Source organism: Halosegnis marinus (assembly GCF_029338355.1).
Lineage (GTDB): Archaea > Halobacteriota > Halobacteria > Halobacteriales > Haloarculaceae > Halosegnis > Halosegnis marinus.
Genome location: NZ_CP119802.1, coordinates 1,570,707 through 1,591,287 on the forward strand (window position 1 = coordinate 1,570,707; position 20,581 = coordinate 1,591,287).

The 20,581-nt window shown below is 70.9% G+C and carries 23 protein-coding genes; 7 read left to right on the top strand and 16 right to left on the bottom strand.

Annotated features, from left to right (window positions below; genetic code table 11):
• Nucleotides 1-152: 152 nt before the first annotated feature.
• The 10 genes from P2T37_RS08810 to P2T37_RS08855 all read right to left on the bottom strand — a co-directional run bounded on the left by P2T37_RS08810 (nucleotide 153) and on the right by P2T37_RS08855 (nucleotide 6,281).
• Complete coding sequence (locus tag P2T37_RS08810; RefSeq protein ID WP_276233538.1) at nucleotides 153-800, bottom strand: non-canonical purine NTP pyrophosphatase; 648 nt, start codon at nucleotides 798-800, stop codon at nucleotides 153-155.
• A 38-nt stretch (nucleotides 801-838) separates the two neighbouring features.
• Nucleotides 839-1,114, bottom strand: coding sequence for a DUF5808 domain-containing protein (locus tag P2T37_RS08815; protein ID WP_276233539.1), 276 nt, complete (start codon nucleotides 1,112-1,114; stop codon nucleotides 839-841).
• A 45-nt stretch (nucleotides 1,115-1,159) separates the two neighbouring features.
• Nucleotides 1,160-2,827: a bifunctional N(6)-L-threonylcarbamoyladenine synthase/serine/threonine protein kinase gene (locus tag P2T37_RS08820; RefSeq protein WP_276233540.1), complete on the bottom strand. Its 1,668-nt coding sequence runs from the start codon at nucleotides 2,825-2,827 to the stop codon at nucleotides 1,160-1,162.
• Nucleotides 2,828-2,890: 63 nt separating this feature from the next.
• Nucleotides 2,891-3,025: a 30S ribosomal protein S27ae gene (locus P2T37_RS08825; protein WP_276233541.1), complete on the bottom strand. Its 135-nt coding sequence runs from the start codon at nucleotides 3,023-3,025 to the stop codon at nucleotides 2,891-2,893.
• A 1-nt stretch (nucleotide 3,026) separates the two neighbouring features.
• Nucleotides 3,027-3,329: a 30S ribosomal protein S24e gene (locus P2T37_RS08830; protein WP_276233542.1), complete on the bottom strand. Its 303-nt coding sequence runs from the start codon at nucleotides 3,327-3,329 to the stop codon at nucleotides 3,027-3,029.
• A gap of 56 nt (nucleotides 3,330-3,385) precedes the next feature.
• Nucleotides 3,386-3,919 (bottom strand): GTP-dependent dephospho-CoA kinase family protein, encoded by a 534-nt coding sequence (locus P2T37_RS08835; RefSeq protein WP_276233544.1) that lies wholly within the window; start codon nucleotides 3,917-3,919, stop codon nucleotides 3,386-3,388.
• 1 nt (nucleotide 3,920) lies between these two features.
• Complete coding sequence (gene spt4 / locus P2T37_RS08840) at nucleotides 3,921-4,121, bottom strand: transcription elongation factor subunit Spt4 (protein WP_382211840.1); 201 nt, start codon at nucleotides 4,119-4,121, stop codon at nucleotides 3,921-3,923.
• On the bottom strand, nucleotides 4,118-4,699 hold the full coding sequence (locus P2T37_RS08845) for a DNA-directed RNA polymerase (RefSeq protein WP_276233546.1): 582 nt from the start codon (nucleotides 4,697-4,699) through the stop codon (nucleotides 4,118-4,120). Before P2T37_RS08845 ends, spt4 begins: the two co-directional genes overlap by 4 nt.
• Before the next feature lies 1 nt (nucleotide 4,700).
• The gene (locus tag P2T37_RS08850) at nucleotides 4,701-5,069 is read right to left on the bottom strand and encodes a PIN domain-containing protein (protein WP_276233547.1); all 369 of its coding nucleotides are present in this window, start codon (nucleotides 5,067-5,069) and stop codon (nucleotides 4,701-4,703) included.
• Nucleotides 5,070-6,281, bottom strand: a complete 1,212-nt coding sequence (locus P2T37_RS08855; protein ID WP_276233548.1) for a translation initiation factor IF-2 subunit gamma — start codon at nucleotides 6,279-6,281, stop codon at nucleotides 5,070-5,072.
• A 156-nt stretch (nucleotides 6,282-6,437) separates the two neighbouring features.
• Here P2T37_RS08855 and P2T37_RS08860 point away from each other — a divergent pair, with 156 nt between their 5' ends.
• The 4 genes from P2T37_RS08860 to P2T37_RS08875 all read left to right on the top strand — a co-directional run bounded on the left by P2T37_RS08860 (nucleotide 6,438) and on the right by P2T37_RS08875 (nucleotide 10,361).
• Nucleotides 6,438-7,358 carry a winged helix-turn-helix domain-containing protein gene (locus tag P2T37_RS08860; protein WP_276233549.1) on the top strand — a complete coding sequence of 307 codons (921 nt, stop codon included), beginning with the start codon at nucleotides 6,438-6,440 and terminating at the stop codon, nucleotides 7,356-7,358.
• A gap of 63 nt (nucleotides 7,359-7,421) precedes the next feature.
• Nucleotides 7,422-8,099, top strand: a complete 678-nt coding sequence (locus P2T37_RS08865) for a haloacid dehalogenase type II (protein WP_276233550.1) — start codon at nucleotides 7,422-7,424, stop codon at nucleotides 8,097-8,099.
• Between the two features lie 38 nt (nucleotides 8,100-8,137).
• A complete protein-coding gene (locus P2T37_RS08870; protein ID WP_276233551.1) occupies nucleotides 8,138-9,457 on the top strand; it encodes an aryl-sulfate sulfotransferase in 1,320 nt (439 codons plus the stop codon).
• A 73-nt stretch (nucleotides 9,458-9,530) separates the two neighbouring features.
• Entirely contained in the window at nucleotides 9,531-10,361 is an 831-nt protein-coding gene (locus tag P2T37_RS08875) for a DUF4097 family beta strand repeat-containing protein (protein WP_276233552.1), read from the top strand.
• On the opposite strand, the gene P2T37_RS08880 is transcribed toward P2T37_RS08875, so the two are convergent.
• Nucleotides 10,358-11,296 carry an acyltransferase gene (locus P2T37_RS08880; protein WP_276233553.1) on the bottom strand — a complete coding sequence of 313 codons (939 nt, stop codon included), beginning with the start codon at nucleotides 11,294-11,296 and terminating at the stop codon, nucleotides 10,358-10,360. The genes P2T37_RS08875 and P2T37_RS08880 overlap by 4 nt on opposite strands.
• A 160-nt stretch (nucleotides 11,297-11,456) precedes the next feature.
• Between P2T37_RS08880 and P2T37_RS08885 the strand changes: the two genes are divergently transcribed.
• Nucleotides 11,457-12,509 carry an aldo/keto reductase gene (locus P2T37_RS08885; protein WP_276233554.1) on the top strand — a complete coding sequence of 351 codons (1,053 nt, stop codon included), beginning with the start codon at nucleotides 11,457-11,459 and terminating at the stop codon, nucleotides 12,507-12,509.
• Between the two features lie 148 nt (nucleotides 12,510-12,657).
• On the opposite strand, the gene P2T37_RS08890 is transcribed toward P2T37_RS08885, so the two are convergent.
• The 5 genes from P2T37_RS08890 to P2T37_RS08910 are packed head-to-tail and all read right to left on the bottom strand — an operon-like array spanning nucleotide 12,658 to nucleotide 19,144.
• Nucleotides 12,658-14,574: a heme-binding protein gene (locus P2T37_RS08890; protein WP_276233555.1), complete on the bottom strand. Its 1,917-nt coding sequence runs from the start codon at nucleotides 14,572-14,574 to the stop codon at nucleotides 12,658-12,660.
• Nucleotides 14,575-14,614: 40 nt separating this feature from the next.
• Nucleotides 14,615-16,381 (bottom strand): site-2 protease family protein, encoded by a 1,767-nt coding sequence (locus tag P2T37_RS08895; protein WP_276233556.1) that lies wholly within the window; start codon nucleotides 16,379-16,381, stop codon nucleotides 14,615-14,617.
• A 39-nt stretch (nucleotides 16,382-16,420) separates the two neighbouring features.
• Nucleotides 16,421-18,067, bottom strand: coding sequence for a lysine--tRNA ligase (gene lysS, locus P2T37_RS08900; RefSeq protein WP_276233557.1), 1,647 nt, complete (start codon nucleotides 18,065-18,067; stop codon nucleotides 16,421-16,423).
• Nucleotides 18,064-18,753, bottom strand: coding sequence for a UMP kinase (pyrH, locus tag P2T37_RS08905; protein ID WP_276233558.1), 690 nt, complete (start codon nucleotides 18,751-18,753; stop codon nucleotides 18,064-18,066). Before pyrH ends, lysS begins: the two co-directional genes overlap by 4 nt.
• A 55-nt stretch (nucleotides 18,754-18,808) precedes the next feature.
• Nucleotides 18,809-19,144 (bottom strand): hypothetical protein, encoded by a 336-nt coding sequence (locus P2T37_RS08910; protein WP_276233559.1) that lies wholly within the window; start codon nucleotides 19,142-19,144, stop codon nucleotides 18,809-18,811.
• Nucleotides 19,145-19,221: 77 nt separating this feature from the next.
• Here P2T37_RS08910 and P2T37_RS08915 point away from each other — a divergent pair, with 77 nt between their 5' ends.
• A complete protein-coding gene (locus P2T37_RS08915) occupies nucleotides 19,222-20,019 on the top strand; it encodes a molybdopterin synthase (RefSeq protein WP_276233560.1) in 798 nt (265 codons plus the stop codon).
• Between the two features lie 305 nt (nucleotides 20,020-20,324).
• A complete protein-coding gene (locus P2T37_RS08920) occupies nucleotides 20,325-20,567 on the top strand; it encodes a DUF7123 family protein (RefSeq protein WP_276233561.1) in 243 nt (80 codons plus the stop codon).
• Nucleotides 20,568-20,581: the final 14 nt, after the last annotated feature.

The following is a 20,581-nucleotide window of genomic DNA, read 5'->3' on the forward strand; positions in this document are numbered from 1 at the left end:
GGGCTCACGACCCCCGGACGACGCAAGCACCGCAGGTGTCGCGCGGAGCGCGACCCGAGGAGCGCAGCGAGTCCCGGCGAGCGAGCGCGCGACGGCTTCCGAGGTGTCGTCGTCCTCCGTGTCGTGGTTGACCGCGAATACGAAAAAACGGACTACCGCTCGGCGTACCAGTCGGCGAACTTCGCGAGCGCCCGCCCGCGGTGGGAGATGGCGTTCTTCCGCTCGGCGTCCATCTCGGCGAACGTCTCGCCGTCGTGTTCGAATATCGGGTCGTAGCCGAAGCCGCCGTCGCCGCGCGGCTCGACGATGCGGCCGGGAACGGCCCCCGTGAACAGCTTCACCGGCACGTCGCCCTCCGCGACGGTGTCGTCGGTCGCGGCGCTGTCGCGGTCGGCGGCGTCGAGGTCCTGGCCGCGCCGGTCGCCGCGGTCGACGGGTTCGGGCGTCGCGGCGAAGTCCTCGCCGTCGCAGTAGGCCAGCACGCAGCGGAAGTGCGCGCGCGTCGCGTCGGCCTCGCGGGCGACGCGGCCGACGCGCTCGACGCCGAGCGTGTCCTCGACGTACGAGGAGTAGGGGCCCGGAAAGCCGTCCAGCCCGTCCACGAACAGGCCGGCGTCGTCCACGACGACCGGCTCGCCGGCGACGCGGAACGCCTCGCGCGCGCCGAACGCGGCCACCGATTCGAGGTCGTCGGCCTGTATCTCGGTGTAGTCGTAGTCGAGCTGGGTGACGCCCGAGTCGAGGTACTCCAGCGCCTCGCGTATCTTCCCCTCGTTCGTCGTGACGTAGCGGAGGCTCACGGACGGACTCGGGGCGAGGGGAGTAAAGTCGCGTCGGACTACTCGTCGACGAGGACCTCGACGGGGTCGTCGTCCTCCTCGGCGGCGGCCTTCTCGGCGGACTGCTGTTGCTGGTAGAACAGGCCGCCCGCGACGAGCAGGACGAGCCACGAGCGCCAGTTCGCGAGGTTCAGCGTGTAGCCGACGCCGAACGGCTTCTCGACGAGCATCCCCTCGCCGGGCTGCCAGTAGGAGGACAGCATCCGGCCGATGGAGGGCCGCTCGAAGTTGTACGGGACGCCGAACAGTTCCCCGGACTGCGGTTTGTCTGCCATGTCCCGGCGTACGCCGGCATCGCAGAAGGACCTATCGGTGGGGTGTCACTGGTAGCGCCCGCGCGACTCTATCTCGCGCAGTTGCGCGACCACCTCGGGGTCGCCGGCCGCGGCGTAGGCGTCCTCGAACGCCGCCGCGAGCGCCGTCGCGTCGTCGCTCGTCCCGGCGAGCGACCCCTCGAAGACGTGGAGGTCCATCGCGTAGTCCTCGACGTGCTCGGTGTGGTAGCCGAGGCCGAAGTCGATGAGGTAGGTGCGGTCGTCCGACTCGCGTGTCGCGTCGCGGTCGCTCGCTCCCGTCTCCCGCGTCACCCGTTCGCGGCTTCGCCGCTCGCCGTTCGGTGGCTCGCTCGCCGCGCTCGCCACCCGCACGTTCCGCGGCGTCGGGTCGCCGTGGACGAAGCCGGCCGCGTGACAGGCCGCGAGGTGCCGCCCCACGTCGCGGACCCGAGCCTCCGTCAGTTCCGCGACGAGGTCCGCGTCGCCGACGCGCTCGAACACGAGGCGCGATTCGTGGTCGTCCACGTCGTAGACGACGGGCGTGGGGACGCCCTCGCGCCGGGCGAGGCTCGTCAGCCGCGCCTCGCTTCTGGTGCGCTCGCGGCGGAGGCGCTCGTCGAGGGCGGGGTGGCGGTACCCCTTCCCGACGCGGGACTTCTCGACGCGCTCGCCGAGGCGGACGACGGCCTCCGCGCCGCGTATCTCCCCGGTTTCGGCGCGCGTCACGGCCACGTCGCCTCCGGCGTCCCACGTCACCTCCACCTCGTCCGGGCGGAAGTCGGGGTCCACGGCCGACTCAGCGACCGCTATCGTGTCGCCGGCCTCGTACATCCGCGCGCCGAGGACGGCTATCATCCCGGCGTTGTCGCGGAGGAAGCGCGGTTCGGGCGCGTGGAAGTCGGCGCCGCGGGCCTCGCACATCTCCGCGAGCATCGACCGCAGGCGGGTGTTCTGTCCGACCCCGCCGCCGAGGACGAGTTCGTCCGCGCCGGTGAGCGACAGCGCGCGCTCCGAGACCTCCGCGAGCATCGCGAAGACGTTCTCCTGGAGGGAGAAACAGACGTCCTCGACGGGGACGCCGTCGTCGACGGCGTGTTTCGCGGCGCTCATGATGCCGGAGAAGGAGAAGTCCATCCCCTTCACGACGTACGGGAGGTCGACGTACTCGCCCGCCCTCGCGCACTCCTCCACCTTCGGGCCGCCGGGGTGCGACCAGCCGAGGTGGCGGGTGAACTTGTCGATGGCGTTGCCGACCCCGGTGTCCATCGTCTCGCCGAGCACGCGGTACCGGCCGTTCCGGTAGCCGAGCAGGTGGGCGTTCGCGCCCGAGGCGTTGAGACAGACGGGCGAGTCGAATCCGGAGGTGTGGCGGCCGATTTCGAGGTGTGCCACCATGTGGTTGACGCCGACGAGCGGCACGTCGAGGCGGAGCGACAGCGCCCGCGCGGCCGTGGCGACGATGCGGAGACACGGCCCGAGACCGGGGCCGCGCGAGAACGCCACCGCGTCGATGTCGTCGCCCGCGTGCTCGCGCACGGTTCCCACCACGTCGGGTATCGCCTCGCGCATGTGCTCGGCGGCCTCGCGCGGGTGGATGCCGCCCGACTCGGGTTCGTAGGCCTCGGACTCGATGTACGTCTCGTCCGTGGCCGTGTCGTGGAGCGCGGCGCTGGCACACCACGCGGTCCCCTCGATGCCGAGGATTCGGGTCACGGTCGCGTCGCTGCCCGGGTCGAGCGCGCGGTGAAAGAACGGTCGGTCATGCCCGCGGCGGGCTCAGTTGAACTCGGTGTAGCTGCACTTGCCGCAGTGCAGGCGGTCGCCGTAGTCGCCGAGGAAGGTGTCGCCGCAGCGGGGACACTGCTCCTTGTCCGTCGTCCCGTCGTCGTTGTAGTACTCGTGGCGCGCCATCTCAGGCCTCGGCCTCCTCCTCGCCGTCCTCGATCTTGTTGCGTTCGAGCATGTACTCCTGTTCGACCTCGGCGGCGGCGTCGGCCGTCTCGTACACCTTCGCGTAGCCGAGCGTCTTGCGCATCCCGTACTTCGTGTCGAGGCGGTGGACGACGACCTCGCTGGCGTCCTTGTTCAGCTTCGCGGCGAGCGAGTCGCGCACGGAGAGGCGCGACGGGCTGGCCTCCTCGTGGGTCACCTCGAACCGCACGTCCGAGCGATGCAGCATAGGGTTCTCCTCCTCGGAGATGACGTCGATTTCCATGGTTCGTTGCCACTAGATGCCGCCGAAACGCGTAAAAGGATTTCGAGTCGGGAGACTCAGACGCCGAGCGTCTCGTACGCGGCCGCGTGGTCCCCGGCGAAGCGGTCGAGCAGGTCGCGCATCTCCGCCCGGAGCTCGTCGGTCACCGTCGCCAGCACCATCCCCTCGTCCGGCTGGCCGTACACGACGCTCGCGCCGTCGGGAAGCACGAGCACCGCGGGCAGCGCCGCGAGGTCCTCCTCGCCGAGCACCTCCACGAGGGTCGTCCCGTCGCCGACGCCCTCGCGGAGCGCGGCGAGCAGTTCCTCGGAGAGGCCGCCCGCGGGCGACTCGACTTCGACGGTGCGGTCGAACCCCTCCATCGCGTCGCGAACCGCGGCCCGGACGCGCTCGCGCTTCGTCTTCCCGTCGACCAGCGCCAGCGTCGGGTGGTAGCCCGCCTCCAGCAGGTGGTAGGTGACGATGTCGCCGACGGCGACCACCGGCTCGCCGGCCTCGGCGAGCAGGGCTTCCGCGTCGGTGTGTATCGGCCCGAGCGGCTCCTTCAGTTCGTGGCGGAGGTCGGCGGGCAGTTCGAGGAGGACGGACACCTCAGCGTACCTTCAGCGCGTACCGGCCCGGCTCCGTTATCTCCATCTCCGTCGCTATCTGCGACGTCTCGGGGTGGGTGATGACGACGTAGCCGGCCCAGTCCTCCGTCAGCGAGTTCGAGCCGCAGGCGGGACACTGCTCGCCGTCGTCCACGTCGAGCACGCGGTGACAGTCGCGGCAGACGAGTCGTTGCGCCATCAGTCACCACCGGCCGCGCGCTTGTTGCGCTCCTCCTCCAGCCACTCGTGCTTGCCGAGCCCCACCTGCTTCGCCGTGAGCCCGATCTTCGAGTCGCGGGGGTTCCGCTCGTCGATGCTCTTGGTGACGATGCGCGTGCGGACGGCGTCGCCGACGCCGAGCACGCGGTTGGAGTCGCGGGAGGCGAGCTGCTGGTTCTCGCCGTCGAACGCGAGGTACTCGTCGGAGATCTGCGAGACGTGGAGCAGGCCGTCCACCGGGCCGATACCGACGAACGCGCCGAAGTTCACCACCTCGACGACCTCGCCGTCGACGACCTCCTGCATCTGCGGGTCGAAGGTGATGGCGTCGAACTCCGCCTCGTAGTAGACGCTCGGGCGGTTCGGCACGACGGCGCCGTCGCCGATGTCCGTGACCTCGGTGACGGTGACGACGGAGCCGACCTCCTCGTCCATCCGTCCTTCGAGCTTGTCCTGGAGCAGTCGCTTGATGAGCTCCGGCGGTACCTCCGGTTCCGTTCGGTCGGGGAGGTGTTCGGGGGGCACCTCCACCGTGTCCTTGAGTCTGACCCTCTTGTACATGTTATTGCGTTACCGCGAGTTTCGTCCCGCCCCGTAAACAGATTACGGGAACGTCGGCGTCCGCGAGCCGCCGACGCAGCGGTTTGTCGTTCGTGACCGCGTAGTCGCAGTCCGCGCCCAGTTCCACCATCGCGTCGTCCGCGTAGTCGGCCTCGGTGGACACGACCGTACACCGGTCGGCGAGGTCCCGGCCCACGGAGGCCGCGGTGGCCGCCTTCCCGTTGCCGTCGGCGAGCTTCTCCAGCTCGGCGACGACGGCCTCGGGGACGACCGCCTCGTACGAGCCGACGACCCGGTCGAGTTCGTCGAACAGCCGCACGTCGCACTCGACCGGCATCATCAGCGCGTTCGTGTCCACCGCGACGCGCATCTACGTCAGCGTCCCGACGCCGATGAGCCGCCAGCGCGCGCCGACGCGTCGGTTGATGGCTATCTTCGCGCCCTCCTCGGCACAGACGGGGCGCTTGAGCGCGACCTCCGCCTCGTCGCCGCGCGCCGAGGTGACGGAGCCGACCGTCGTGGCCGTCCCCACCGTGAGCATGAGCGGCTCGCCGGTCGAGACCTGCTCTATCTCCTCGTCCACGGAGACGACCCGGTCGAGCAGCTCGATGTCCATCGTGAACTGCTCGTGGACCGGCGGGAGCGACTCCTCGGGGCCGGCGACCTGGCCGGCCAGCCCGTCGCCCTTCGTGAGCGAGGGGTCGAGGCCCGTCCCGACGCCGATGAGGCCGCCGGGCGTGGCCGAATCGACGGAGTCGCCGCCCGCCTGCAGCGAGCGAACGGTCGTGGACACCGGCTCGTAGCCGTCGTCCGTGTCGCGACCGGGGCGGAGCTGGATGTCGTCGTCCACTTCGAGGGTCCCCTGCGTGAGCGAGCCGCCGATGACGCCGCCGAGCAGGCCGTCGAAGGTCGTGCCCGGGCGGTTGATGTCGAACGAGCGAGCGACCTGCATCCGCGCGGGCGCGTCCGGGTCGCGCTCGGGGGTCGGAATCGTCTCCTCGATGGCGTCGATGAGCACGTCGATGTTGATCTCCTGCTGGGCGGAGATGGGGACGACGGGCGCGTCCTCCGCGACCGTGCCCTCGACGAACTCCTGTATCTGCTCGTAGTTCTCTCTCGCGCGCTCGGCGTCGACGAGGTCGATCTTGTTCTGCGCGATGACGATGTTCTCGATGCCGATGATGTCGAGCGCCATCAGGTGCTCCTCGGTCTGGGCCTGCGGGACGTCCTCGTTGGCCCCGACGACGAGCACGGCGCCGTCCATGATGGCCGCGCCCGAGAGCATCGTCGCCATGAGCGTCTCGTGGCCCGGCGCGTCGACGAAGGAGACGGTGCGGACGAGCTCGGTCTCCTCGCCGTCGACCTCCTCCTCGACGGTGTAACACTCGGGGGCGTCGACGCCCGGGACCTTCCGGAAGGTCGCGTCGGCGTACCCCAGCCGGATGGAGATACCGCGTTTCATCTCCTCGGAGTGCTGGTCGGTCCACGCGCCAGAGAGCGCCTGCACCAGCGTCGTCTTCCCGTGGTCGACGTGGCCGACCAGCCCGATGTTCACCTCCGGTTGTCGGTGGTTCGTGGTCATTGAGTAATTGTGTGGTTTTCGCCCCGTCCGACTGATAAACCTACCGTGTCACGCCCGATGGCGCGGCTACGACGGCCGCTCGCGGCCGCGCCGCCGGCGTGTGACGGCGGCCCGCTCCCAGCCAAGAGTTTAGCCGTTGGACGTACATCCTCGGGTATGAGCGACTCGCAGACCGAGGACGCCGACTCCATCCTCGCGTGCGGGGAGTGCATCTCGCCCGCCGAGGCGTTCGCCGTCGTCGGCAACGAGACGCGTCTCTCCATCCTCGAAGCCCTCTGGCGGATGGACCGCCCGGCCGCCTTCTCCGACCTCCGCCGCGAGGTGGGGATGAGCGACTCCGCACAGTTCAACTACCACCTCTCGAAGCTGACGGGCCAGTTCGTCCGCAAGACCGACGACGGCTACGACTTCCGCTCGGCCGGCCGGTCGGTCATCGCGGCCGTGCTCTCGGGCACCCTCAATCAGGACCCGCGGCTCGACCCCTTCGAGGTCGAGGGGGAGTGCGTCGACTGCGGCGCGGCCCTGGAGGCGTACTACCGGAACGAGGAGGTCCGCATCCGGTGTAGCGACTGCGGGCGCAACCACGGCGGCTACTCGTTCCCGCCCGGAGGGCTGGAGGACCGCACGCGCGAGGAGCTGATGGACGCGTTCAATCAGCGCGCGCGCCACCTCTCGTGTCTCTCCGCGGACGGCGTCTGCCCGGAGTGTTCCGGCCGGATGGAGACGCGGCTGTTCGACGTGGACGGCGAGAACGGCTTCGACCTCGACGTGCGCGTCGAACACGAGTGCCGGCGGTGTCACCACACCATCTACTCCTCCGTGGGGCTCGTGCTTCTGGACGACGCGGAGGTCGTCTCCTTCTACCGCGACCACGGAATCGACCTCAACGCCGTCCCGTACTGGACGCTGGAGTGGTGTGTCACCGACGAGTACACGACCGTCGAGCGCAACGGCGGGTCGGACGGGACGTGGCGCATCACCGTCGCCGTCCCCGTCGAGGACGAGGAACTGGTCGTCTCGCTCGACGGCTCGCTGAACGTCCTCGACACGGAACGGCGGGCGCGCGCCGAGGCCTGACGGCGTGCACGGGGCGTGCGAAACGCCCCCACGGCTAAGACGCCGGGCCGCGTGGCCCCGGCCATGCTGGACCGCGACGCCGTTTCCGTCCTGACGTTCGACTCGTACAGCACCATCGTCGACGTGGGCTCGACCGTCGCCGCGCTCGACGGCTACGTCGAGGACCCCGAGGCCGTCGCCGCGCAGTGGCGCGCCCACTCGCTTATGTACTCGATGGCCGCCAACGACGTGGACGCCTACGAGCCGTTCTACGAGCTGAACCGCCACGCGCTCACCTACGCGCTCGCGGAGGCGGGCGTGGACGTGACCGACGAGGTGCGCGACGACGTACTCTCCGTCTATCACGACCTCCACGTCTTCGAGGACGTGCGCCCCGGCGTCGAGCGGCTGGCCGAGGGGTACGACCTCTGGGTCGTCTCGAACGGCAACCCGGAGATGCTCGACACGATGTTCGAGGCCGCCGACCTCGACGGCCACGTGGAGGGGTACGTCAGCGCCGACGAGCCGGAGACGTTCAAGCCCGACCCCGGTATCTACACCCACGCCGCCGACCGCATCGGCGTCGGCGTGGAGGAGATGGCCCACGTCACCGCGGCGTGGTTCGACGTCGCCGGCGCGGAGGGCGCGGGCGCACAGGCGGTGTGGGTGAACCGCGACGACGGGCCGTACCCGGAGTTCGGGCCGCGCCCCTCGCTCGAAGTCGCGTCGTTCGTCGCGCTCGCCGACGAACTGGACCTGTGAACCACTAGGCCTATACCCGGCGACACGTCACCGCGAGTATGAATGCGGCGCGCGCGGTCGCCCTCGCGGCGGTCGTTCTGCTCTCCTCGACGCTGCTGGCCGGCGTCGCCCTCTCCGGCGACGGCGGCCCCCCGTCCCCCGTCGCCGGCAACGAGACGTACCCCGGGCAGACCCTCATCGGCGTGCAGGCCGAGGGGTGGTTCGGCGAGAACAACGGCTACGCGGCCGTCGTCGCCCCGAACGGGAGCGTCATCTGGCAGTGGTCGGTTCCCGACTCGCGGGTGTTCGACACCGAGCACCTGCGCAACGGGAACATCCTCGTCAGCGTCGCCGTCGCCGTCCCGGCCGCCGACTGTCCCGACGCCTACGACGACCGCCCCAACTGCGTCCACAACCGCGTCGTCGAGGTGGACTACGACACGAAGGAGGTCGTCTGGGAGTACGACTGGTACGACGTGTTCCCGAACCACCACGAGGTCCACGACGCCGACCGCCTCCCGAACGGGGAGACGGCCGTCGTGGACATGGGGAACGACCGCGCGTTCACGGTGAACGAGGGCGGCGAGATAACGTGGCAGTGGAACGCGAGCGAGCATATAGCCCGCGGGACCGACTGGTTCGACGAACACGTCCCCGAGGGGCGCGAGGAGGAGTTCGCCTCCGAGGGGCCGGAGTCGGACTGGACCCACATGAACGACATCGACCTGCTGGAGAACGGCCACTTCACGCTCTCGGTGCGCAACTTCGACGTCGTGCTGGAGGTGGACCGCGCCGGCGACATCGTGCGCACCTACGGCTCGCCCGGCGACCACGGGACGATGAACGAACAGCACAACCCGAACCTGCTGGAGCGGCGCGGCACGATGCTCGTCGCCGACTCCGAGAACGACCGCATCGTCGAGATAGACCGCCGCACGGAGCGCATCGTCTGGGAGTACGCTCGGGTCCCGGCCGAGTCGCCGGCGGAGCCGAAGGCGCTCCAGTGGCCCCGCGACGCCGACCGCCTCCCGAACGGCAACACCCTGATAACCGACTCCCGGCAGTTCCGCGTCGTCGAGGTGACGCGCAACGGCACCGTCGCGTGGTCGTTCGACGGCCGCGAGGAGTTCGGCACGCGCACCATCGTGTACGAGGCCGACCGCATCCGGCTCGACGGCCCGTACCTCCCCGAGGAGCCGGACGCGGTGCCGGCGGGCGTCGACGCCCGGAGCGTCCGGGGGACCGCCCTCGCGCGCGGGTACGCGACGCTCGACTCGTGGCTCGGCTTCGCCCTCCCGGCGTGGATGGGGCCGATGGAGCTCCTCGTGGTGCTCGGCGACCTCGCCGCGCTCGGGCTGCTCGCCCGCGAGCTCCGGTAGGTCGCCCCGACCGGGGTGTCGGCTGTTCACACGTCTCCGTCACGGATTAGCCCCTCCGCGTCGTGTAGCCGGCATGAACGGTTCCCACACGCGACGGTCGGTACTGGCGCTCGGCGCGGCGACGGGGCTCGCCGGGCTGGCGGGCTGTGCCGGCTACCTCGGCCCGACGGAGACGGACGAATCGACCGAGACGGTGCCGCTCGACGGCGCGCGGGAGCTCTCGGTCGCGACGGACAACGGCGACGCCCGCGTCGTCGCGAGCGACGACCTCTCGGACACGGTCGAGGTCGTCGTCACCAAGCGGGTCCGCGGCGACGCCGGCCTGTTCGGCGACGTCGCGCTCGCCGTCGCCGGGGGCGGGGACCGCGTCGAGGTGAGCGTCGAGTATGACCGGCCCGCCGCGCGCCGCGTGAGCGTGGACCTCGACGTGCGGGTGCCCGCCGATGTGGCCGTGACGCGCGTCGCGACGGCGAACGGGGACGCGACGGTCGAGAACACCGCCGGCGACACGGCCCTCTCGACGGCGAACGGGGACGCGACGGCCACGGGCGCGTCGGGCGTCGTCCGCCTCCAGTCGGGCAACGGCGACGTGACGGCCCGCGACTGCGCCGGCGTGCGGGTCGCCCGCACCGGCAACGGCGACGTCGACGTCGAGGTGCGCGGGGTCGCGGGGCCGCTCGACGGCGTCTCCGGCAACGGGGACGTCGCGGTCGGAATCCCGGCCGACACGGACGCCGAGGTGGAACTCTCGACGGGGAACGGGGAGATAACGACGGAGTCGCTGACGTTCGCCGATTCGACCGCGAGCGACGACCGCTTCGAGGGCGTGCTGGGCGCCGGCGGCCCGGCGATATCGCTCTCGTCGGGCAACGGCGACGTCCGGCTGTACGCGCGGGAGAACTAGGACTCGCGGTGGCGGTCGGCGGCCGTCGATAGCTCCGGCGGGCGGCCGAACTCGTCGAAGCGGTCGAGGTCCTCGGGGAGGGTGTAGCCGAGTTCGCGGTCCGCCTTGTTGTCCGTCAGGCGGTCCCCGACGGGGTCGGCCTCGTCCTCGAAGCCGGGCTTGACGCGGACGCTCTTGGCCGGCTGGCCGACGACGATGTGGTGGGCGGGCACGTCGCCCGTGACGGTGGCGCGCGCGCCGACGACGCTGTTCCGCCCGACGCGGACGCCCGCGGTCACCATCGCGTCGTAGGTGACCCGCGCGTCGTCCTCGATGACCGTGTGGTAGTTCAGCACCTCCGTCTGGTCGACCACGTCGTGGTCGTGGCTGTACACGTGGACGTCGTCGGAGATGGAGACGCGGTCCCCGACGGTGAGCTTCCCGCGGTCGTCGAGGTGGACGTCGTCGTGGACGACGGTGTTGTCGCCCATCGTGATGTTGTGGCCGTACGAGAACGTGACGCCCTTGAAGATGCGGAGGTTCTCGCCCGTCTCCTCGAACAGGTGGCCGGCGAGCATCTCGCGGAAGCGGAGCGCGAACGCGATGTTGTCGGCCATCGGCGTCGCGTCGAACTGCCGCCACAGCCACTGGAGGTGCTTCGAGCGCTCGAAGCGCTCCTCGTCCTTCTCGGCGTAGTACTCGGCCTCCAGCGTGGCGTTACACGGGTCGTACCCCTGCAGGCGGACCTGCTCGGCCGCGGAGACGTCCTTGCCCGACTGCCACCGCTCGTACGCCTCGCGGTCGCCGTACAGGTCCACGAGCACGTCCTGGACCACGTCGCAGGTGCTCTCGGCGGCGTCCGGTCCCGCGGCGGTCAGGCGCTCGTCCACCTCGTCGATGAACGCCGTCAAGCCCTCCTCCGCCCCCGACGGCAACGACACGTGGCGCTTGGTCATGGCCTACGGTTCTCCCGGCAGCCGCATGAGGGTTTCCGTCCGTCTGCCGTTACGCCGCGGTAACCCGGTTACACGGCCGCCACGCGGTCGTCGCGCGCCCGGACGGGCCCGCCGTCCCCCGAACCGTTTCCGCTAAGTGGCCGAGCCCCGTAGCGCGGGTATGCATTACCGCGAACTCGGCGATTCGGGGGTCGAGGTGAGCGAGGTCGGCTTCGGCGCGTGGGTCGTCGGCACGGACTGGTGGGGCGACCGCGACGAGGCCGACGCGCTGGAGATGGTCGAGTACGCGCTCGACGCGGGCATCACGTACTTCGACACGGGCGACGTGTACGGCCACGGCCGCTCGGAGGAGCTGCTCGGGAAGGTGCTCGCGGAGCGCGGCGACGAGATGACCGTCGGCACGAAGGTCGGCTACGACTTCTACAACAACCCGCAGGCCGGCCACGGCGAGCTGCCGAAGGACTACTCCGTCGAGTACCTCCGCGAGGCCGTCGAGGGGTCGCTCGACCGCCTCGGCGTCGACCACGTCGACTACCTCCAGCTCCACAACCCCGACGTGGCGGAGCTGACGCCCGCGGTCCTCGAACTGCTCGACGAGCTTCGCGAGGAGGACGTGGCGGACGCCATCGGCGTCGCGCTCGGCCCCTCCATCGGCTGGCTCGCCGAGGGGGACTTCGCCATCGAGGAGGAGTTCGACGGCGTCCAGTACGTCGGTAACATGCTCGAACAGGACGTCCACCGCCACTTCGTCGAGACGGTCGAGCACACGGGGTCGAGCACCTCCCTGATTCCGCGCGTTCCCCACTCCTCGGGGCTGCTGAACGAGCAGGTGACGCCCGACACGGAACTGGAGGCCGGCGACCACCGCGGCTTCCGCCCGGACGAGTGGTACGACACCGGCTTCGAGAAGGTGGAGGCGCTGCGGTTCCTCGAGCGCGACGGCGAGCGCACGATGGGACAGGCCGCGCTCCAGTGGCTCCTCTCGTTCGACGCCGTCGCGAGCGTCACTCCGACGTTCCGCTCGACGGACGACATCGACGAGTGGGCCGCCGCGCCGGAGACGCCCGCGCTCTCCGACGAGGAGCGCGACCGCGTCGCCGACCTCTACGCGACGGACTTCGGCGTCGACCGCTTCGACGGCATGGAGAAGGAGGACTACCGCACGAGCGTCGGCGGCGAGGACCTGCGCGGCGCGGGCATCCTGGGCGACTGAGCCGACCCTGACCAGTCAAGCACCGCCCTATTCCCGCGTCCGGCTGTTGGTCCCGCCGTCGCGGTCCGCCCGACCGCGGCCGCGGGGCGCACGGTTCCTCTGACATATGCGTCCCGCAGCTCTTCCCGGCGAGCCGCGGCGTTCCCGATCAGGCGAGGAAGACGTGTCGCGGCCGGTCGGCGAGCACGTCGCGGCCCCACTGGACCGTGTCGCGGAACGCGTCCGACCGGAAGAAGCCCATCGCGTCCTCGCGCTCGTTCCACTGGCTGGCGATGAACATGTCGTTCTCGTCCTCGACGTTCACCATCAGGTCCGTCTCGATGTGGCCCTCCATCTCCGCGAGCATCCCGCCGACGGTGTCGAACCGCTCGACGAAGTCCTCGCGGTGTTCGGGCTTGACGGTGTAGAACATCCCCATCGTGCCGAAGTGCGACCCCTCGCCGGCCCGCCGGACGACGCCGGGCAGGTCGGAGAGGTAGTCGCCCGCGGTGCCCGCGGCGTCGCGGGTGTCCCACAGCGAGACGACGGCCGCGCGGTCAGTCGCGGAGCCCTCGTACAGCGAGGTGCCGGCGTGGGTGTCGTAGCGGTCGAAGCCGCCGCGCAGCGACTCCACCTCCCCGCGCAGGTCGTCGAGGTCGGCCTCGGAGTAGACGACGATGGCGTACACGTCCTCGCCGTGGGGCTGGCCCGCGTAGATGTCGAGGTCCGCGAGTTCGCCCCGGATGTCGTCGTCCTCGTCGGTGGCGCCGACCTCGTCGCCGTGGTCCGCCGTCTCGTCCGGGCGGTCGGCCGCGTCGGCCGCCCCGTCGCCGGCCTCCACCGCCGCGCCGATGCCCTCGCCCTCGACGCCCGCGAGGTCGCCGAGGAAGCCCGAGGCGGTGTTGGCCGCCCGCTCGTTCTTCCACAGCGAGACGACCGCCGACCGGCCCGCGTCCGCGCGCACCGTCGTCAGCACGTGGGTGTCGTAGTGCTCGAAGTTCGAGCGGAGGCCGTCCACCTCCTCGACCAGCGTGTCGGCGTCCTCCTCGGTGTAGAACACGAGGCCGTAGCCGGCCTCGCCGTGCTCGTCCGCGTCGACGCCGAGCCGCCGGAGCTCCTCCGCGAACTCCTCGACGGTGGCCTCCTCGTGGGGCGGCTCGCCGGAACTCGGACGGCCGCCGGAGCCGCCCGAGTCGTCCCCGCTCTCCTCGCTCTCGGTGCCGGCCGCCTCCGTCCCCTCGGCGGAGGCGCTCGCCGCGGCCGATTCCTCGCTCTCACTCGGTTCCTCGCCGTAGGCCGGGAGCGACTCGCCGGCGAACAGCCGCGGGAGGTGTTCGGGCGCGAAGCGCCGCCCGAAGTAGAACGGCCCGAACTCCGCGTAGCGCGACGACGAGGGGTCGAAGCGCATGTCGGCGAGCAGGTGTTTGAACTCCGTCGCGTCGTCCGCGAACAGCGTCACGCCCCACTCGTAGTCGTCGAACCCCATCGAGCCGGTGATTATCTGTGTCACTTTGCCGGCGTACTCCCGGCCCACGTCGCCGTGGCCCGAGATGAGCGCCGCGCGCTCGTCGAACGGGAGGTCGTACCAGTTGTGCTCCGGCCCGCGGCGCTTGTCCATCGGGTAGAAGCAGACGTGTTCGGCGTCGGGAATCGAGGGGTGGAGCCGCTGGAGCATGTAGTTGCGCGTCCCGTCGGACTCGATGTTCTCGATTCCCCCGGAGAGCTCCTCGGTGACGTACCCCGACACCTCGGTGACGGAGACGTAGGAGGTGGCGCGCTCGGTGAAGCCGGCCAGCGCCGTCCGCTCGAAGGCGCGCTCCGCGCGGTCGAGGTGTTCCGTCGTCGGGCGCAGGTGGAGCACCATCACGTCGGCCTTGTGGCCCGTGACGGCGAAGACGGCCGAGACGCCCTCCTCCGCGTCCTCGACGTCCTCGTGCGAGCGGAGGTACTCGACGCCCTCGGAGAGCGCCCGTTCGCGCTCGCGCTCGGGGGCGTCGCGCCACGCGTCCCAGTCGATACGCCGCAGGTCGTGGAGCGCGTACCAACCCTCCTCCGTCGCCGGGGCCTCGCGCCGTGTCGCGTCCATACCCGGCGTACGGGCCGCGCCTCAATTGAGGGTTCGGTTCTCAGGCAAGCAGCGTCGGCCCGAATATCATGACGAGGAGGCCGGCGAGCATCGTCAGCCCCACCGAGAGCGTCACCGCGCGGGTGGCGGAGCGGGCGTCGTCGACGGGCAGGCGGGTCGTTATCGCCTGCGTCGAGGTGCGGAGGATGTGGCCCCCGTCGAGCGGGAAGGCGGGCACGCAGTTGAACAGCCCCAGTTGGATGTTTATCCACCCGATCCAGAAGGCGGCGTTCGCGAGCGTGAACACGGTCCCGCCGAGCGCCGCGAGCGGCCCCTGCACGGTGTAGAAGCCGGCGACGCCGGCGTTGAACCCCGCGAAGTTGTACACGAAGCCGGGCGAGATGGCCCCGATGAAGGGCAACAGCAGTAGCCCGGTGATGCCCTGGACGAAGCCCGCGATGCCGCTCCCGCCGCTCCCGCCGAGGATGGCGAGGAACGTCGCCGCGGGGTACGGGTCGATGCCGGTGTCGGTGAAGACGACGCCGCCGACGCCGCCGCGCAGGAAGACGCCGAGCAGGGCGTTCCCGTCGCTCCCGCCGAGCGTCACCTCGTACTCGCCGGCCTCGCCGTTCACGTACGCCTCGACGGTCACGGTGTCGCCGGGGTCGTAGCCGTCGAGCACCGTCGAGAGCTCGCTCGACGTGAGGACGCGCTCGCCGCCGACCGCCGTCACGACCACTTGCGCGTCCGGGTCGTCCGTGACGCCCGCGTCGCCGAGCGCGCTCTCCTCGGAGAGCCGGGTCACGTACGCGCCCGCGACGAAGGAGGTGTTCCCCTCGTCCGTCGTCAGCGTCGCGGTCGGGTCCTCGACGACGGCGGCGCGGAGTTCGTCCGCGGTGAACACCGGCTCCCCGTTCACCGCCTCGATGCGGATGGCGTCGGTGCCGATGTCGATGCCGGGCAGGGCGCTCGGGACGGCGCGCGTGGCGATGAGGTACCGCTCCATCGTCACCGTCTCGCCCGAGCGGAGGCCGAGCGTCACCGTCCGGTCGCGCTCGGCGAGCGCGGCGGCGAACTCGCCGGTGCCGTCAACGGCCTCGCCGTCCACCGAGGTCACCACGTCGCCGAACTCCAGCCCCGCGGACTGGGCCGCGGAGCCGTCGAGCGCGTCGCCGACGGGGACGCCCGCGACGGGCGCGATGGCCCCGACGAGCGGGCCGAACAGGAGCAGAAAGGCGACGACGGAGACGGCGAAGTTGTTCGTCACGCCGGCCGCGAACATCCGGGTCTGCGAGCCGCGGTTCGCGGCGGTTCGCGATTCCTCGTCGGGTTCGACGAACGCGCCGACGGGGATGAAGGCGAACAGCGCCAGCCCCATCGAGTCGATGTCGATGTCCTCGACCCGGCACAGCAGGCCGTGGCCCCCCTCGTGGACGACGAGGCCGACGAGCAGGCCGAGGAGGATGGCCGGCGCGGCCGACACCGGGAGGAAGTCGTTCACGCCGGGGATGACGAGCACGTTCTGCGGCTCCGTGATGGCCGACGCCGTCGGGTTCTGGAAGGTGTTCGCGGCCGCGAAGAGGATGAGCGCGAACGAGCCGACCATCACCACGAGCGCGATGCCGATGCCGAAGTTGCCCCACGCGCGCCAGAACCGCTTGGGTCCGGCGAGCCAGTCGAGGAAGCTCTTCCCCCGCTCCGTGTGGAGGGTCGTGATGGGACCGGAGAGCCGGACCCACGAGGGGAGGAGGCCGCGCGACTTCGCCGCGAGCGCGAGGAGCGTGTAGACGAGGACGCCCGCGGCGACGAGCGTCAGCGTATCCACCATTACCTCCGGGAAGGTGCGGGCCGCGCAAGAGGGTTCCGCCTACCCGCGCAGGCGGAGGCGGTCGAGGACGAACGTCGTGTCCAGCGCCGCGAGGAACGGGCCGAGCCGCGGCCCCTGCGCCTCGTTCAGGAAGAGGCGGTAGCCGGCGGTGAAGAAGTCGCCCACGTCCACCCCGTGGTCGCGGGCCGTCTCGTAGACGGCCTCCTGGAGCGCCTCGCCGTCCGGCTCCTCGGCCTCGACGAAGCCGGCGAGGTCGGCGAGCGCGTTCGTCGTCGCGTCGTCGAACGACACGTCGGGGAGCTCCTCCGCGAGCCGGTAGTTGTACTCGTTGTCCGTGCGGACGGCCCAGTTGCGCGCCTTCTCGACGCGGGCGAGCGCCCGCTCGACCCGCTCCGCCGTGGCGTCCGCGGGGATGTGGCCCGACCGCCGGGCCATCGTCTCGCGGAGGTCGGGGTCGTCGGTCATCCCGAGCACGGCCGCGAAGGTGTACGGGATGCGGACGCGGTCGGGGTCCGGGTCGGCGACCACGAACGGGTACGCGCGCTCGGCGCGGGCCACGTCCGCCTCCTCGCCGGTCTCCTCGCCGAAGTGGAGCCGCTCGAAGCGGTCGAACTCGTCCACGAGCAGGTCCAGCCGCTCGACGGAGAAGTCCCGGGCGCGCTTGGGGTCCTTCGCGAAGAAGTGGCGCACCACCTCGGGTTCGAGGAGGTCGAGCACCTCCGAGACCATCACGACGTTCCCCTCCGAGGAGGAGAACGCCTCGCCGTCGAGGGTGAACCACTCGTACACCATCGGGACGGGCGGCTCGTCGCCGAACAGGTCGCGGGCGATGTGTTCGCCGGAGGGCCACGACCCCTCCGCGTGGTCCTTCCCGAACGGCTCGAAGTCGACCCCGAGCACGCGCCACTGGGCGGGCCACTCGAAGCGCCACGGCAGTTTCCCTTCCCTGAGGGTCGCGGTCCCCTCGTGGCCGCAGCCCTCGATGACGCGGCCGCCGGCCTCCATGTCGGTACAGCGGTACTCGACCGTGCCGGCCGCGGCGTCCACCGCGGTCACCGTCTCCGTCACCTTGCCGCAGGACCCGCAGACGGGGTTGAAGGGAACGTACGACTCGTCAACCTTGTCCTGGTACTCCGAGAGTATCGCGCGGGCCTCGTCGGCGTGTTCGAGGACGTGGCGGGTCGCCTCCTCCAGCCGCCCGGACTCGTAGAGGTCGGTGTTCGACTCCACCTGGATGTCCACGTCGAGCAGGTCGGCCGACTGGCGGATTATCTCCGAGAAGTGGTCGCCGTAGGAGTCACAGCAGCCGAACGGGTCCGGGATGGCGGTGTACGGCTTGCCGAGGTTCTCGCCGAGCGCGGCCGCGTCCACCTCGCCGAGGCCGACGATGTTGCCGTCGAGGTCGGCGAGCTTCCGGGGGAGCTTCCGGAGCGGGTCGCGGTCGTCGGTGGTGAACACCTGCCTGACCTCGTGGCCCCGCTCGCGGAGCACCTCGGCGACGAAGTGGCCCCGCATCAGCTCGTTCATGTTGCCGAAGTGGGGGACGCCCGACGGCGAGATGCCCCCCTTGATGACGACCGGGTCGTCGTGCTCGTCGGCGGTCCCGACGCGCTCCTCGACGGCGTCGGCGGCCGCGTCGGCCCAGAAGTCGTACCGGCGGCCGGAGAGGGTGTGCGGGGAGGTCATCGCTCACCGACGACGCGGGTGCCGTCGAACTCGCCGGCCTCCACCGCGCGCCGGACGCGCTCGGGGTCGGAGCCGTCGAGGACGATGGTTTCGAGGCCCGCCCGCTGGATGACCTTCGTCGCGAGCAGGTCCACGGGCGCGGAGGCCCCGGCGGTCATCTCCATCGTGGCGACCGTCTCGACCAGTTGCTCGGCCGTGAGCTCGTCGTGGCGCTCGGCGTCGGGGTCCTCGTTCGGGTCGGCGGTGAACACGCCCGGCACGGAGGTGGCGTACACCAACAGGTCCGCGTTCACGTACTCCGCGAGCGCGGCGGCGACGGCGTCGGTGGTCTGTGCCGGCACGACGCCGCCCATCACCGCGATGTCGCCGCGGTGGAGCGCCTCGTCGGCGCCCTCGTAGTTCTCGGCGACGGTGGAGGCGGCCACCGGCTCGTCCAGCGCCGCGAGCAGGAGGCGGGCGTTCAGGCGGGTGACGGCGATGCCGAGCTGGTCCAGCTCTATCTCGTTCGCGCCGAGGTCGCGGGCCGCCCCGATGTACTCGCGGGCGACGCCGCCGCCGCCGACGACGGCGGCGACCTCGTGGCCCGACGCGGCCAACCCCTCGATGACGGCGGCGTACGGCTCGACCCGGTTCTCCTCCGGGGTCGGGACGAGCACGCTGCCGCCGACGGAGACGACGACTCTCATTGTGCGTGGTGAGCCGCGTTCGCCGCTTAAGGCTTGTCAACCGGGGAGTCCGGCGCTATGCGGTGTCACGCCGGTCGGCGCGGAGTCCGCGCACGCCGGCCCGGACGACCTCGACGACCGCGCCGACGACCATCGCCTCGAGGACCATCACGAACAGGGCGACGGCCCAGAAGCCGACGCCGGTTCCGAGCGCGGGAACGGCGAGCTCGCGCAGCGCCGTGGCGGCCGCGACGCCGAGATACCACGGGAGGACGACGGGGTACAGCAGGGTCACGGCGTCGGGGCCGAGCAGGCCGCTCGCGTACGCGAGCCAGAAGCCGAGTATCGCGGCGAGCGGGACCGCGACGGTCGCCGACAGCGGGTACCGGCCGAGGTGGAGGGCTCGTGCCATACGCTCCCTTCGCCCCGGCGACGCAAAGTCGTTCCCCACGGCGACACCTACAAGCGCTCGGCGGCGGACCTTCGGGTATGTACACGCTCGGTATCGACGGGCCGGACGCCGGCGCCGCGACGGACCGCATCGCCGCGGCGCTGGACGGTCGCGTCGCCGTCGTCAGACACCTCGTGGAGGACGGGGCGGTGGGAGCGGCGGCCGCGACCCCGGCGACGACGTACGACCTCGGCGACGGGTGGCGCGCGACGGGCGACGACGACCTCTCGCTCGACGGCGCGCTCGACCGCCTCGCGCCCGACCACGACTACGCCCTCGCGGTGGGGTTCCCGAAGGCCCGTATCCCGCAGGTCGCGCTCGGCGGGGTGGACGTGGCGGACGAACTCGTCCGCGTGCCCGACGCGGACGCGCTCGACCTCGATGCCGTGGTCGAGGCGCTCCACGACCGACCCGAGCGGGAGACGCTCGACTCGCTCGTCGCGCGGGTGAAGCGCTCGCCGGACGCCGACCGGGCGGGGGCCGTCGCCACCTTCACCGGCCGGGTGCGCGCCCGCGACGCGGCCGACGACGCGCCCACCGAGTACCTGGAGTTCGAGATGTACGACGGCGTGGCCCAGCGGACGATGCGCCGCATCGAGGCCGAACTGGAGGAACGCGACGGCGTCCTCGCGGTGGCGATGCACCACCGACAGGGGGTCATCCCCGACGGCGAGGACATCGTCTTCGTCGTCGTGCTCGCGGGCCACCGCGGCGAGGCGTTCGAGACGGTGTCGGACGGCATCGACCGGCTGAAGGACGAGGTCCCTATCTTCAAGAAGGAGGTCACGGCCGAGGAGACGTTCTGGGTCCACGAGGCCGAGCGCGACGGGGCCTGAGCGGCCCGACGAACCGGCGTCAGCGCGGCCCGCTACGGACCGCGCGCGAGCGGTTCCGTCCGACGCACGACCGACGAACCGGGGCCGAAACGCCCGCGGAACGGTCCCGAAGCGAGGGGTGAACGGCGACTCTCTTGACTCCGACATTAAAGCTTCTGCTGGCTTCGTAAAACGTCTAAGCGCTTCTCAACGCTCGATGAAAGGTACGTTTTCCGCCGATTCGACCCGAATTCGCCCGAAGCAGCCCTAAGCTTCCTCCCTTTATATACTATCCTGGCTACAAGCGGGGAGCGAGGCGAATCCCAATGAGCGCCACTACCCCCGCAAACGAGTCCGACACGAAGGAGAGCCGGCTCAAGAGCTACCTCGCGCAGAAGGCGGCCGACGGCGAGATGTACTTCAAGTCGAAGTTCATCGCGGACGAGGTCGGCCTCTCCCCCAAGGAGATCGGCGCGCTGATGGTGAAGCTCCGCGACTCCGCGACCGACCTCGAGATCGAGAAGTGGTCGTACACGAGCGCCACGACGTGGCGCGTCACCACGGCGTAACGCCGCCGTAGCCC

Bases quoted from the DNA above. Each gene is read 5' to 3' on its own strand.
- P2T37_RS08815 (WP_276233539.1), bottom strand. From the start codon at position 1,114: ATGGCAGACAAACCGCAGTCCGGGGAACTGTTCGGCGTCCCGTACAAC.
- P2T37_RS08825 (WP_276233541.1), bottom strand. From the start codon at position 3,025: ATGGCGCGCCACGAGTACTACAACGACGACGGGACGACGGACAAGGAG.
- P2T37_RS08830 (WP_276233542.1), bottom strand. From the start codon at position 3,329: ATGGAAATCGACGTCATCTCCGAGGAGGAGAACCCTATGCTGCATCGC.
- P2T37_RS08845 (WP_276233546.1), bottom strand. From the start codon at position 4,699: ATGTACAAGAGGGTCAGACTCAAGGACACGGTGGAGGTGCCCCCCGAA.
- P2T37_RS08850 (WP_276233547.1), bottom strand. From the start codon at position 5,069: ATGCGCGTCGCGGTGGACACGAACGCGCTGATGATGCCGGTCGAGTGC.
- P2T37_RS08855 (WP_276233548.1), bottom strand. From the start codon at position 6,281: ATGACCACGAACCACCGACAACCGGAGGTGAACATCGGGCTGGTCGGC.
- P2T37_RS08860 (WP_276233549.1), top strand. From the start codon at position 6,438: ATGAGCGACTCGCAGACCGAGGACGCCGACTCCATCCTCGCGTGCGGG.
- P2T37_RS08865 (WP_276233550.1), top strand. From the start codon at position 7,422: ATGCTGGACCGCGACGCCGTTTCCGTCCTGACGTTCGACTCGTACAGC.
- P2T37_RS08870 (WP_276233551.1), top strand. From the start codon at position 8,138: ATGAATGCGGCGCGCGCGGTCGCCCTCGCGGCGGTCGTTCTGCTCTCC.
- P2T37_RS08875 (WP_276233552.1), top strand. From the start codon at position 9,531: ATGAACGGTTCCCACACGCGACGGTCGGTACTGGCGCTCGGCGCGGCG.
- P2T37_RS08880 (WP_276233553.1), bottom strand. From the start codon at position 11,296: ATGACCAAGCGCCACGTGTCGTTGCCGTCGGGGGCGGAGGAGGGCTTG.
- P2T37_RS08885 (WP_276233554.1), top strand. From the start codon at position 11,457: ATGCATTACCGCGAACTCGGCGATTCGGGGGTCGAGGTGAGCGAGGTC.
- P2T37_RS08890 (WP_276233555.1), bottom strand. From the start codon at position 14,574: ATGGACGCGACACGGCGCGAGGCCCCGGCGACGGAGGAGGGTTGGTAC.
- P2T37_RS08895 (WP_276233556.1), bottom strand. From the start codon at position 16,381: ATGGTGGATACGCTGACGCTCGTCGCCGCGGGCGTCCTCGTCTACACG.
- lysS (WP_276233557.1), bottom strand. From the start codon at position 18,067: ATGACCTCCCCGCACACCCTCTCCGGCCGCCGGTACGACTTCTGGGCC.
- pyrH (WP_276233558.1), bottom strand. From the start codon at position 18,753: ATGAGAGTCGTCGTCTCCGTCGGCGGCAGCGTGCTCGTCCCGACCCCG.
- P2T37_RS08910 (WP_276233559.1), bottom strand. From the start codon at position 19,144: ATGGCACGAGCCCTCCACCTCGGCCGGTACCCGCTGTCGGCGACCGTC.
- P2T37_RS08915 (WP_276233560.1), top strand. From the start codon at position 19,222: ATGTACACGCTCGGTATCGACGGGCCGGACGCCGGCGCCGCGACGGAC.
- P2T37_RS08920 (WP_276233561.1), top strand. From the start codon at position 20,325: ATGAGCGCCACTACCCCCGCAAACGAGTCCGACACGAAGGAGAGCCGG.